Source organism: Streptomyces telluris (genome assembly GCF_024519335.1).
In the GTDB taxonomy this organism is placed as follows: Bacteria; Actinomycetota; Actinomycetes; order Streptomycetales; family Streptomycetaceae; genus Streptomyces; species Streptomyces telluris.
In genome coordinates this window covers 92,509-104,960 of record NZ_JANIID010000029.1, presented here as the reverse complement: position 1 = coordinate 104,960, position 12,452 = coordinate 92,509, and the positions used below count along the sequence as shown (strand labels likewise).

Genomic DNA, 12,452 nt, shown 5'->3' with positions numbered 1-12,452 from the left:
ACCGTCGTGGCGGCCACCCGTATGGCGGTAATTCCCTGCCCATGGGAACTATCGGGCACCGTCCATCGCTCTTGTGGAGGGAGCCGGACCGGCCGCGGCCGGGCTCGGCACGGGAGGCGGCCGGGCCGCCGACGAGGGGGTGAGCCGTCGTGGAGCGGGATCATGACGAGCCGTCGCGCCGGGCGCGACCGCCGCTGTGGGTGGAGCAGCCCGCGCGCCGGCGCCGGATGCCGGATCCGGTGCGCACCGCCGCGGTGCGCGCGGTCCTCTTCGTCGCCGTGACGCTGGTGCAGGCGATGGTCGCGGCGCTGTTCGCGTTCGCCGGTTCGTGGCTGGCCCTGCCGGCGCTGCTGTGCACCCTGGCGAGCGTCGTGGCGACGACCTGGGCGGTGCTGGACGTGTGGGTCACGCGGCAGGTGTGGCGGCAGAGACACGGAGTGGTGTCCGTGCCCAGCAGTTCGGCGCGCGCCGGCAGACGGGCCCGGCGTCCCGGCTTCCCCTGATCGTCAAGGGCCGGGTAGGTTCGGCGGTTGACGGTGTCGTACACCGGGCACGGGCGGGCGGACGGGCCATGGGGGGATGTACGGATGGCTGAGCGGGATCAGGCGGTGCATCGCATTCCGGAAGTGCTCCGGGATGCCGGCTGGACGGTGTGTCTGGTCGGCGAGGAGCAGTCGGGCAAGCTGGCCCAGGTGACCGCGGGGTTACGGCGCGGCCCGGATCCCTCGGGCTCGGGAAAGCTGATCACCTCCGGCTTCTCCTACTGGGGCCTGGAGTCCACCGTGGCCTGGGCCCACGCCTGCAACGACCTGTACTACCCCGTGATGCGCGAGAGCATCGCCTCCTTCAGCCGCCGCTGGCGGGGCCTGAGCGAGAGACTCCCGGACGGGCCGCTGCACTACGTGAGCCTCGGCCCCGGCACTGGGCAGAAGGACCAGGCCCTGCTGCGCTCCCTGGACAGCCGCGGCCGCTGCGGCTGTTACATACCGGTGGACGTGAGCGCCGAGATGCTGCGCCTCGCGCAGCGCGAGGCCCTGCAGCACCTGCACGTGCCCGCGGCGGACGTGCTCCCCGTCCAGCTGGACTTCTCGATGCCCGCCAACCTCGACCGGTTGGGCACCCTCATCCGCCGCACGGTCGGCAGCGAGCCCGTCGTGTACTCCCTGCTGGGCAACACCCTCGCCAACTTCGACAGCGACACCCAGCTGCTGGCACTGCTGGCCGAGAAGCTGCTGCGGCCGCAGGACCGCTTCCTGCTGGAGGTGGCCGGTACGGCCGGACAGGACGAGGCGGCGGCCCGCGCCGCCGCGCAGGAGTACGAGAACAGCCCGCGCTTCCGGGAGTTCGTCACCAGCGCCCTGCTGCAGTACACGGACCTGCAGATCGACATGAACAGCCTCACCTGCGAGGGCCTGGTCGAGGACGACCGGGCCCTGAAGATCAAGGTGATCTACCGCAACCGCACGGGGTCCGAGCTGCAGCTCACCCTGCCCGACCGCAGCACCGTCCGCTTCCCCGACCAGGACACCATCCGCCTCCTCCTCAGCCGCAAGTACACCCGTACCGGGCTGGAGAAGATGCTGGTGGACGCGCGGGTCACCACGGTCGGCGAGACCCACGAAGCCGGGCACACGGCCTTCGACGGGCCCGCGTTCGGGATGACGCTGCTGCTCCTCGCCCCCGGCGACGGCACCCGGCCCGCCGGCCCCAACCCGTTCGACTGACGGCCCGGGCGCCGTGGGACTCCTCGGCCGGCTCAGCCGGCAGTTCTTCGCCGCCGCCACCGTCGCCTGCCTGCTGGCCGCCCTCGGCATCTGCGTGTGGTGGCTGACCGTCGCCCGGGGGCGCGACGAGCACTTCGAGCCCGCGGCCTCCGGGCTCGCGCTCGTCGCCGCCATCACCGGGGTCTACGCCGAGCGCCGGGCGGCGGCCCGCGAGCGGCGCGCCCAGGCGCTGTACGCCCTCGCCGACGAGCTGGTGAAGAACACCGAGCTCCTCGGCACGGGCTTCGCGCCCCTGGACCGGTTCGCGCCCCGGGCGCGCGTCTACCCCCGGCTCCTGCAGTCGGCGACGGACGCCGCGCTGGTGTCCGGGGTGTTCTCCGGACCCGGGCACGACGAGCTCGTCGCCCTGCTGCACCGCTGGCGCGACGCCGTGCACGACTTCAACCGGCGGCTGGACCTCACCGAGCTGCGCACGTACGTCTCGCGGGTGCCGCCGGAGGAGCTGCTGGCCATCGACGAGGCCATGCACCGGCCCGGCGGGCAGCTCGACGGGCTGCGGCGGCTGCGGAGCAGCGTGGAGGAGCTGCTGCGGGGGCGGTACGCCGAGCCGGGGGTCGTGGCGCGGCTGCAGCAGCTCGGTCCCTGAGGCCTACGAGCCCGCGCGCACCTGCTCTCCCGCTGCGATCTCCTCCTCCGGCGGGCGGCGGTACATCCGGGTGGCCGTGATCTGGCCGTGCACCTGCTCCTCGTCGGGATCCTGCTGCTGCGGCAGGCCCGGGCGCAGGTGCTCCTCCACGCTGATGTACTTCAGGCCCGCCCTCAGGTCGGCGTCGTTGCGCAGCCGGATGACCAGCGGGAACTCGGCCAGGGCCGTGGTGTCGAACAGGCCGGTGGTGTAGAGCAGCTGGACGCCGAGCGCGTCGGCGACGGCCCGCTGGAGCTCCAGCAGGTACGTGGCGTTGGCGCGGCCGATGGGGTTGTCGAGGAACAGGGTGCCCGCGTGGCGCTGCTTGTCGCGGCCGCGGTCGTTGCTGCGCAGCGCGGCCATGGTGCAGTACAGGGCGATGGCCGCGGTGAGCAGCTGGCCGCCGGAGAAGACGTCGCCCATCTGCCGGACCGGCACCCGCTCGGCGCGCAGCACCGCGTCGGGCTTGAGGATCTCGACGGCGACGCCGCGCGGCTGCAGGGCCGCCTGGACGCCGCGCAGGAGCAGGGACATGCCGTCGCGGCGCAGGTCGGAGTTCTTCTTGACCGCCGAGCGGGTCGCCTCGTCGATGACCTCGCCGAGGCGCTCGGTGAGGGTGCTCTGGTCGGGGTCGTCGAAGCGGATGCGCAGGAACTCCTGGCCCGACCACTCCCCCAGGCCCTCGGGCAGGCGCGAGAGGCGCTGGGCGGAGCGCAGGGTGGTCAGGGAGGACTCCACGAGGCCGCGCAGCCGGTCCACGATGCTGTCGCGGTTGCGCTCCAGCTGCTCCAGCTCGTCGGTCAGCACCCGCAGGCGGGGTGCGAACGCCTCGGCCCAGGCGGCGGCGTGCTCGGGCAGGGCCGCCGCGGGCAGCTCGCGGATCTGCTGGCGGGCGGGGGTGCGCACCTGCTCGTAGCGGGTGGAGTTGGCGTGCCGGACGAGGACGTCGCTCGCCTCGCGGACCGCGGCCTCGGCGGCCGACAGGTCGCCGGCGCAGCCGCGCAGGGAGCGGCGGGCCTCGGCCGCGGCCTGGCGGGCCTCCTCCAGGCCGCCGGTGTACGGCTCGGGCTGCTCGGCGTCGTCCTCGGGGGAGTTGTCGCGCAGGAGGTCGCGCAGGAGGGCCGCGGTGTCGTCGAAGCCGGTGGCGGCGTCCTCGGCGGAGCGGTGGGCGCGCAGCAGGTCGCTGTGGGCGGTGCGGGCGCGCTCCAGGGCGTCGGTGCGGGCGGCGAGTTCGCCGGTGGCGGTGCGCAGGAGCTCCTTGGCGCGGTCGGCGTCGCCGGGGACGAGCTCCTCGGGGAGCTCGGTGTGGGCGTCGCCGTCGGCGGGGGCGAGGCGCTCGGCCTCGCCGCGCAGCCGGCCCAGCTGCTCGCTGGCCGCGGAGGCGCGGCTCTCCAGCATCTGGACGAGCTCCTCGGCGCGGGCCGCGGCGGCCTGCCGGGAGGGGCCGTCGGCGCCTTCGGTGCCCTCCAGGAGCTGGGCGGCGCGGGTGCGCACCTTGTTGGTGAGACGGTCGAGCTCGTTGCGGGCGGAGCTCTCGTCGCTCTCGGCGCGGGCCTGCTCGGCGCGCAGGTCGGCGCCGACGCCGACCTTCTCGTAGACCTGGGAGGCGGTGCGGTAGGCCTCGCGCAGGGCGGGCAGGGAGGCGGTGGGGGGCTCGCTCGCCTCGGGGACCTCGTCGGGGGCGCCGGCGATCTCCGCGCGCTCGGCGCGCAGGGCGCGGGCGGTGCGGCGGGCGTCGTCGGCGCCGCGCTGGGCGGCGCGGCGGTCCTCGTCGGCGGCGCGGGCGCGGTCGACGCAGACGGCCGCCCGCTCCTCGGCCTCGGCGGCCTCCTCGGCGAGCTCGCGGGCGCGCGTCTGCCAGTTGGCGCGCTCGCGCAGGCGGTAGGCGAGCCCGGCGAGGGCGTCGGCGACGCGGCGGGCGCGCTGGGCGGTCTCCTGCCGCTCGTCGCGCACGCGGGCGGCCTCGGCGGCGGTCTCCTCCGCCTCGGCGCGGGCGGCGCGCAGGCCGGTCAGCTCCTCCTGGGCGGTGTCCGCGGCGGCGCGGGCGCGCGTGGCCTCGCCGGCCAGCTCGGCGAGGCGGCCGGCGGGGCAGCCGGCGCGCCAGGAGGCGAGGCGGGCGGCGAGGGTGCGGTCGCCGGCGAGGCGGGCCGCTATGGCGCGGATCTCCTCGTCGCGGGCGAGGGAGCGCTCGCGCAGGGTGTGCCGCTCCTCGTCGGCCGCGCGCTCGTCGTGCATGGCGGGGTTGGGGGCCACGAGGAAGACGCCGGTGTCCTGGCGGCCCGCCTCCGGTACGGGGGCGAGCAGGGCCTCGGACGTGCCGACGGCGAGGGCGGAGCGGGGCAGCAGGGAGGCCGCGTCCAGCACCTCGCGGGCCCGGGCGTGGGAGTCGGTGTCGGTGATGACGACGCCGTCGACGAGCTCGGGGCGGGCGGCGAGGACGGCGGCGTGCCGGGACGGGTCGACGGCCTGGGCGAGGTAGCGCCAGCCGGGCAGGGCGGGGATGCCGTGCTCGCCGAGGTACTCCACGGCCGCGAGGACGTCGGGGCGGGGCGGCAGCAGGCCGCCGTCGCCGAGGGCGCCGAGGATGCGGGAGTCGTCGGCGGCGGCGGTGCGCAGGTCGAACAGGTGCCGCTCGGAGGAGGCGACGCTGTCGTCGAGCAGCTCGCGCAGCGCGTCGGCGTTGCGGTCGAGCTCCTCGGCGGTCAGCGGGCCGGAGCCGGCGCGGCGGGGGGCGGGCGCCGGGTCGTCGGCGGCGCGGCGGGCGGCCGCCCGGACGGCCCCGGGGTAGTAGGGGGCGTCGCCGTCCGGCGCGTCCTCGGCGGAGCGGCGCGGGGCGGGCGGCCGGCCGTCGCCGTGGCCGGCCTCGGTGCGCGGGCCGGGCACCTGGCCGGAGGCCGGCTCGGGCAGGCCCAGCAGCTCGACGAGGCGCTGCTCGGCGCCGATGGACTCGGCGGCGCGGCTCTCGGCGTCGTAGGCGGCTTCGGCGGCGGTGGCGGCGTCCGCGGCGCGGGCGGCGGCCAGCTCGGCGCGGCTCTCGGCGGCGGCCGTCTCCTTGGCCCGGTCGGCGGCCTGACGGGCGGTCTCCCGCGCGGACTCGTACGCGGCGACGGCCGGCTTCTCGGCGTCGCTGGCGGCGAGGGCGGCGCGGGCCGGGTCGGCGTCGCCTGCCTCGTCGATCCAGCCGGCGCGGACGGCCTCGGCGGTCTCCTGCTCGACCTCGGCCAGGCGCTGGCGCAGGTGGCCGGATTCGCTGCGGGCGCGCTGGGCCTCGGTGGCGGCCGCGGTGGCGTCGCGGTGGGCGGCCTCGCTCGCCTCCTGGAGGGCGGCGGAGCGCTCCTCCTCCTCGTTGGCGCGCTGCTCGCCGGTCTCGGCGGCGGTGTTGAGGGCCCGTACGAGCTCGGTGGCGGCCTGGGCGCGGGCGGCCAGCGCCGGGGCGGCGTCGCGCTCGGCCTCGCGGATGGCGGCGGCGACGCGCGCGGAGCGGTCGGCGGCGGCGCGGTGGCGCAGGACGGTCTCGGCGGCCTGCCAGGCGGAGTGCAGGGTGCGGGCGTCGTTGAGCTCGCGGCGCTGGGCGGCGGCGGCCTTCTCGGCCGCGGCGAGGGCCAGGGAGGCGTGCCGGTAGGCGATCTCGGCGGCGACCAGGGAGCTGCGGCCGCGCCCGGTCTCGGCGTCGGTGACGGCGTGGGCCGCGGCGGCGACCTGTTCGGCCAGCTCGCCGGCCCGGCCGCGCTCCTCGAAGGCGCGGGCGGACAGGCGGCGGGCGAGGGCGCGGGTGCGGCGCTCGGAGCCGGCGTGCACGCCGCGGGCCTGCTCGCGCTTGACGGCCGCCTCGGCGATGCGGGAGAGCAGGTCGAGGGAGCCGGCGGTGAAGTCCCGCTCGGCGGTGAGCTCGGCGCGGCGGCCGAGCTTGTGGGCGAAGCCGTGCACGAGGTCGGCGAGGCCGTCGGTGTCGCGGGTGTCGGTGACCGCGCGCAGCAGCAGGTCGGTGAAGTCCGAGTCGTTCTTGACGGCGAAGAGGCCGGCGGCCTCGCCCTCGTCGGCGTTCATCTCTCGCTGGTAGCGGAAGAGTTCGGGGTCCAGGCCGAGCTCGCCCAGGTGCTCGTTCCAGCGCTCGTGGATCTCCTCCCAGACCACGTCCAGGTGGGGGTAGGCCTTGCCGGCCTCGGTGAGGGCGTCGCGGAAGCCCTTCATCGTGCGGCGCCGTCCCCGTGCGCCGGAGGCGCCGGACAGCACAGAGCCGGAGGCGCCGTCGGCGGTGGTGCGCATCGCGCTGGACTCGGCGACGGGCAGCGCGTCCAGGCTCAGGCCCGGGCCGGGGCGGAAGGAGTACCAGGCCTCGGCGAACTTGCGCGGGTCGTTGGAGACCTGGCGGCCGCGCCACTCGCTGACCTTGCCGACCACGATGGTCTCGCCCGTCAGGACGTGCTGCCACTCCAGGGCCACGTGCCCGCAGTCGTCCGCCAGCAGGAACTTGCGCAGCACGCCCGAGCTGGCGCCGCCCAGGGTGTTGCGGTGGCCGGGCAGCATGACCGAGAAGATGAGCTTGAGGAGGACGGACTTGCCGCCGCCGTTCTCCAGGAAGAGCACGCCGGCCGGCGCGGGGCGGCGCGGCGGGCCGACGGGCTCCTCCTCGAAGAACTCCGCCTGCGTCGGCGCGGGCGTGGGCACGGGCGCGCCCACGCCCCGGAGGTCCAGCACGGTGTCGGCGTAGCGCGCACCGGCGGGCCCGATGGAGTAGAGGCGGACCCGGGACAGCTCGTACATGGCGGACTCTCGTGTGTGGCGGGACGGTGGTCAGGCGGAGTGGCTGTGCTGGTTTTCGAAGAAGGGCAGGCCGGCGTCGGCGACCAGGTCGAGGGCGTCGGCCCCGTCCGGCGGGAGGAGGGTCGCGCTGCCGTCGCCCACGGTCACGACGCCGAGCTCCAGCAGCTCGGCCATGGCGGCGGTGCCGGCCATGTCGCGGACCTGGAGCTGGTAGCGGGCCGTGGTGCGGTAGGCGCCGCCGGCGTCGTCGCCGGTGCGCTGCAGGAAGCCGGAGTCGACGAGGAAGGCGACGGCCTTGGCGATGATGCCCGTGGTGGAGCCGGCCAGGCGGCGGGCGTCCTTGGTGGCGCCGGTCGCGCTGCGGCGCGCGTAGACCCGCCAGGCGGCCTCCAGGCCGGGGGCGTCCGTCGTCGGGTCGGTGTTCTCGCCCTGCTCGGCGGCGCGCTCCTCCAGGCGGCGGCACGCCTGCCGGACGAACGCGTCCACGCCGTTGACCGTGAGCCGGCCGATGTAGCCGTCGTCGGCCAGGTCCTCCGGGCGCGGGAAGGCCAGGGCGGCGACCGCGAGGTGGGCGAGGCCGTGCAGGAAGCGGTCGCCGGAGTCGACGGTGGCGCGGCGGGCGTAGTCGCCCATGCGGACGGCGAAGACGGAGTCCTCGGCGGCGGTCACCGCCATGCCGGCGCGCGTGGACACCTCCAGGACGATCAGGCCGAGACCGGCCGCGACGGCGTCGGCGAGGCGCGCGAACGCGGGGTCGTCGCGGTGGCGGCGGAGCAGCTCGGCGTACTCGGCGTCCCGTGCGGGCACGAGCTTGGGCTGCAGCCCGAACGCGACGAGGCGCGCGGCGTCCGCGGCGTCCGCCGGGGTCACGGTGCCGGTGCCGCCGGTGGCGGGTGCCTCACTGCTCTCGGGCGCGCCCGTGCCGGGCTCGTCGGCCGGGGCCTCGGCGTCGTACTCAGTCACGGTGTGCTTCTCCTGCGGAAGAGGTCGTGCGGTGGGTTCGGCACCGCCGGGACGCGCCGTCGCGGCCGGTCGCCGTCGCGGCGGAAGGGCGGGCCGGGCTTCCCGGGAACGCGTCGGCGGCCGTTGCGGCCGCGGGGTTCTCCGTGCCGGGACGTCTGCCGGCGCCTTCCTTCCCGCCGCAGCGGCGAGGAGACGTGCGGTGCAGGCCGGCGGTGCCGGGACGGCCGCAAGCCGTCGGCGTCGCCCGCGGGCGAGCCGCAATGCCGGGCCGGTCGCACCCGCGGACCGCACGCCACAGGCGCCCCGTCATGACGCCTCCGCGCGGTCCGCCGCCATTCCGGCCGCGTCCAGGAGGGCCGTGCCGACGATGAGGTCGGCGCCGCCGAATTCGGGGTCGTCGAGGACGGTGCCGTCGTCGACGGCGAAGAGCAGGGACTGCTCGCCCTGGCGGTAGGCCGTGCCGACCGCGGGGCTGGCGGCGTGGACGGCGAGGAGGGCGACGAGGTAGGGCAGTTCGGGGTCGCGGCGGCGGGCCTCGGCGAGGAGGCCGGAGAGGCGCCGCGGGGCGTCGGGCGGCAGGCTGAGCAGCTCCATGGCGCTCGCCAGCTGCTCCTCGCTGAAGCGGCTGTCGTCCGGCGTGGCGATGAGGTCCGGCTCGGGCATCTCCGCCCCGAGGTGCTCGCGCTCGGCGGGCGGGGTGAGCAGCATGTCGACGAGGTCGCCGACGCGGACGGAGACGGGCGTGCGCAGGCCGGTGCCGCGGGCGAAGAAGGCGTCGGTGACGCGCCCGGCCTGCTCCAGCGGCAGCGGCAGCACGGGGGCGAGGAGCTGCCCGTAGAGGTCGAGGCCGGCGCGGCCGGCGGAGGTGGCGAACGCCTGCCGGTCCTGCTCGGCGCGGAACAGCGGCCCGGCCTCCAGCAGGCGGGACTGCAGCTGGGTGTGGCGGCGGATGCAGTCCTTGACGATGTCGACGAGCTCGGCGGCGCGGCGCTTGTTCTCGGGCTCCTCGGCCTCGTCGCGCGCCTTGCGGATGTTGGTGAGGATCGCGTTCTCGTGGCGGTAGCGGTCGGCGACGTGGTCGAGCGCTTCGGCGATCATGTCGGGCACGGCGCGCAGCCAGTCGACGGCGCGGACGTTGCGCCGGGTGGCGTCGAGGGTCTTGCGGAGGGTCTCCGCATACTGCACGGTCCGGTAGCGGGCCTGCTCGGCGGCGAGCTGGGCGTCGGCGAGGCGGCCCCGGCTGATGAGGACCTCCAGCTTCACCTCGGCGGCGATCTGGGCGCTGGTGACGTCGGTGTCGAGGGCGCCGACCAGGACGTTGACGGCCTCGTCGGTGGTGCGGAGGAAGACGGTGCCCCCGGGCCCGGGGACCTCCTCGACGAGCTTGAAGTCGTAGTCGCGCCGGACGTAGACGCCGTCGGCCCCGAAGGTGCCGTAGACGGCGCGGAAGCCGCGGTCGACGCTGCCGACGTTGATGAGGTTCTCCAGCACCCAGCGGGCCACCCGCTCGTGCTCGGCCTGCGGACGCCCGGGCGCCTGTGCGGCGACGCGCGGCTGCAGGCGGGCCACTATCTGCTCGTGGTCGGCGCCGGTGTCGAAGTCCATGTTGAGCGTGACCAGGTCGATGGCGGCGAGCGCCACCTCCGCCATCGCGTAGACGCCGTACTCGCCCGCGAGGTTGGCCTTGCGCGCGTCCAGGTCGTGCAGCGGCGCGGTGCAGGCGAGCGCGCGCAGGCGGCGGGCCAGGCCCTCGTCGGCGGCCGGGCCCGGTGCCGGCCGCGACGGCCCGTTGAGCTGGGGCGGAGCGGCCGCCGGGGCTGGAGAAGTCACGTCGCACAGAGTAGGCGGTCGCACGGACAACGGACGAAACGGCACGGGCGGAATGTCCGCCGCGTCCCTAGTGTGTGGCTCCGCCTTCCGCACGGATGTCCGTGGTGCGCCCGGCGGCGGTGACGGCGATCACACAGAGTGCCTCCGCGGCGGCGGGGACGGGCAGGGAGGGCAGGGCCCGGTCGGTGACCTGTCCGGGGGCGTAGGGGACGTGGACGAATCCGCCCCGCAGCCCGGGGCGTTCGGTGGCGGCGAGGTGCATCAGGCCGTAGAAGACGTGGTTGCAGACGAAGGTGCCGGCGGTCTGGGAGACCGACGCGGGCAGGCCGGCGTCCCGGACGGCGGCGACGCACGCCTTGACGGGCAGGGTGGAGAAGTAGGCGGCGGGGCCGCCGGGGACGACGGGCTCGTCGACGGGCCGCGCGCCGGCGTTGTCGGGGATGCGGGCGTCGTCGATGTTGACGGCGATGCGCTCGACGGTGACGTCGGGGCGGCCGCCTGCCTGCCCCACGCACAGCACGACGTCGGGCGCGGTGCGCTCGACGGCCTCCCGCAGGGCGTCGAGGGAGGCGCCGAAGGCGCAGGGCAGCCGGGCGGTGGAGAGGACGAGCCCCTCGGGCGGGTGCGCCGCGGCCGCGCGCACGGCCTCCCAGGACGGGTTGAGGGCCTCTCCGTCGAAGGGCTCGAAGCCGGTGAGCAGGACGCGGGTCATGATGGTCGTTCCCTTCCCGGGGCCGTCAGACGGCGAAGAGGTACATGATGGCGATGTTGCAGCCGAGCAGGGCGACGGCCGTGGGAAGTTGCGCCTTGATGGGCCCGTACTGGTCCTTCAGTTCGAGCAGGGCCGCGGGGACGACGTTGAAGTTGGCGGCCATGGGCGTCACGAGCGTGCCGCAGAAGCCGGCGAGCATGCCGATGGCGAGGACGGCCGGGCCGTTGCCGTGCTCCTGGACGACGAGGACCGGCCAGCCGACGGCCGCGGTCATGACGGGGAAGGCGGCGAAGCCGTTGCCCATGACGACGGTGAACAGGAACATCCCGACGCAGTAGACGACGACGGCCAGGAAGAGGGAGCCGTCGGGCAGCACCGCGGTGGTCATCCTGCGGACCTGGTCGCCCACGCCGGCGACGGAGAAGATGGTGCCGAGGGTGGCGAGGAGCTGGGGCAGCAGCATGGCCCAGCCCATCGACTCCAGCATGGACCGCCCGGCGTGCACGGGCGTCGAGATCCGCTTCTCGCGCAGCATCACCATGCCCACCGCGAGGGCGACGACGGCGCCGATGCCGAGTCCGAGGATGGTCTCGCTGCCCTTCTGCAGGACGGGTTCGCCGCCCACGGAGAGCTTCTTGACGCCGACCGCGCAGACCAGGGCGACGACGGGGATGGTGAGCGCGGGGACGAAGAGGCGGCTGCCCCACTGCTCGGCCCGCGCCTCCCGCTGCGCGGGCGTCGCCGCGGTCCCCTTGCCGCGGCCGGTGAAGCCGAAGCCGGCGAGGCAGACCATGACGAGGACGGCCGCGCCCAGGGGCTCGGGCGGGGCCGACTTGTCGGCGACCCAGGTGCCGTAGACGAACCCGAGGCCGAGCAGGCCCCAGAAGGCGGCGGTGCCGACGCGCTTGGGGTTGGTGCGGTCGGTGAGCATCTGCGCGGCCATCACCAGGAAGATGCCGCCGACCAGCCAGTAGAACCATTCCGCCTTGATCACTTGACGTTCTCCCCGGGCTCGGCGTTGCGGCCGGGCCCGCCGGCCCCCGCGAGCAACTGGCGGTCGAGCCGCAGCAGCCGCCAGCCGTGGACGGCGAGGGCGCACAGGGCCGTGGGAATGGCCCACAGCGCGAGCTGCAGCGGTTCGAGGTGCGTGTGGTACGTGGTGTTGACGAAGCCGGTGATCAGCAGGATCGAGCCGACGGCCAGGAAGACGTCCTCGCCGAAGAAGAGCCCGACGTTGTCCGCGCTCGCGGCGAACGAGCGGACCTTCTCGCGGGCCTTCTCGCCCAGCGGCCCGTGGCGGCGCTCGGCGGCGCCCTCGGCCATGGGCGCGGCGAGCGGCCGCACGGTCTGGGCGTGCCCGAAGACGTTGTTGAGGCCGACGGCGGCCGCGATCTGGCGCAGCAGGAGGTAGAGCGCGAGGAAGCGGCCCGCGGTGAGCCCGGCGAAGCGGGTGATCAGGCGGCGGGCCTGTTCCTGGAGGCCGTGGTGTTCGAGCAGGCCGATGACGGGCAGCGTGATCACGAAGATCGTCACCGAGCGGCTGGAGGCGAACCCGGTGCCGAAGGCGGCCAGGACGCGCTGGGGGGAGAGGCCGCCGAGGAGGCCGGTGACGATGCCGGCGGCCCCGACCACCAGCAGGGGGTTGCGTCTCGTGGCGAAGCCGAGCACGACCACGAGGACGCCCAGGAGAACGATCATGCGCTCCGCCTTCCGGGATCCCGGACGGACCTCACTCGATCAGGTGAGGGGATTGGCGAGGAGGCTAAGATATTGT

Annotated in this window: 8 protein-coding genes and 1 pseudogene; 3 read left to right on the top strand and 6 right to left on the bottom strand. The window is 75.6% G+C overall.

The genetic code is table 11. The features are described from left to right. Positions 1–149: 149 nt before the first annotated feature. From NQU55_RS27065 to NQU55_RS27055, 3 genes and pseudogenes are all read left to right on the top strand, one after another. Positions 150–488: pseudogene (locus tag NQU55_RS27065) on the top strand (hypothetical protein); the annotation flags it as partial. A gap of 99 nt (positions 489–587) precedes the next feature. Further along, a complete protein-coding gene (locus tag NQU55_RS27060) occupies positions 588–1,724 on the top strand; it encodes an L-histidine N(alpha)-methyltransferase (RefSeq protein ID WP_168095144.1) in 1,137 nt (378 codons plus the stop codon). A 13-nt stretch (positions 1,725–1,737) separates the two neighbouring features. Then, on the top strand, positions 1,738–2,370 hold the full coding sequence (locus NQU55_RS27055; protein WP_168095145.1) for a hypothetical protein: 633 nt from the start codon (positions 1,738–1,740) through the stop codon (positions 2,368–2,370). 3 nt (positions 2,371–2,373) lie between these two features. On the opposite strand, the gene NQU55_RS27050 is transcribed toward NQU55_RS27055, so the two are convergent. The 6 genes from NQU55_RS27050 to NQU55_RS27025 all read right to left on the bottom strand — a co-directional run bounded on the left by NQU55_RS27050 (position 2,374) and on the right by NQU55_RS27025 (position 12,376). Further along, positions 2,374–7,173 (bottom strand): hypothetical protein, encoded by a 4,800-nt coding sequence (locus NQU55_RS27050; RefSeq protein WP_256791334.1) that lies wholly within the window; start codon positions 7,171–7,173, stop codon positions 2,374–2,376. A gap of 30 nt (positions 7,174–7,203) precedes the next feature. Beyond that, positions 7,204–8,136, bottom strand: coding sequence for a hypothetical protein (locus tag NQU55_RS27045; RefSeq protein WP_505017604.1), 933 nt, complete (start codon positions 8,134–8,136; stop codon positions 7,204–7,206). 306 nt (positions 8,137–8,442) lie between these two features. Then, complete coding sequence (locus NQU55_RS27040; RefSeq protein ID WP_168096853.1) at positions 8,443–9,966, bottom strand: hypothetical protein; 1,524 nt, start codon at positions 9,964–9,966, stop codon at positions 8,443–8,445. Positions 9,967–10,033: 67 nt separating this feature from the next. After that, entirely contained in the window at positions 10,034–10,678 is a 645-nt protein-coding gene (gene pcp / locus NQU55_RS27035; protein WP_256791332.1) for a pyroglutamyl-peptidase I, read from the bottom strand. 25 nt (positions 10,679–10,703) lie between these two features. After that, positions 10,704–11,672 (bottom strand): DUF979 domain-containing protein, encoded by a 969-nt coding sequence (locus NQU55_RS27030; RefSeq protein ID WP_168092685.1) that lies wholly within the window; start codon positions 11,670–11,672, stop codon positions 10,704–10,706. Further along, on the bottom strand, positions 11,669–12,376 hold the full coding sequence (locus NQU55_RS27025; RefSeq protein ID WP_168092684.1) for a DUF969 domain-containing protein: 708 nt from the start codon (positions 12,374–12,376) through the stop codon (positions 11,669–11,671). Before NQU55_RS27025 ends, NQU55_RS27030 begins: the two co-directional genes overlap by 4 nt. Positions 12,377–12,452 lie beyond the last annotated feature (76 nt).

Coding starts and splice junctions, on each gene's coding strand:
- NQU55_RS27060 (WP_168095144.1), top strand. CDS start 588: ATGGCTGAGCGGGATCAGGCGGTGCATCGCATTCCGGAAGTGCTCCGG.
- NQU55_RS27050 (WP_256791334.1), bottom strand. CDS start 7,173: ATGTACGAGCTGTCCCGGGTCCGCCTCTACTCCATCGGGCCCGCCGGT.
- pcp (WP_256791332.1), bottom strand. CDS start 10,678: ATGACCCGCGTCCTGCTCACCGGCTTCGAGCCCTTCGACGGAGAGGCC.
- NQU55_RS27025 (WP_168092684.1), bottom strand. CDS start 12,376: ATGATCGTTCTCCTGGGCGTCCTCGTGGTCGTGCTCGGCTTCGCCACG.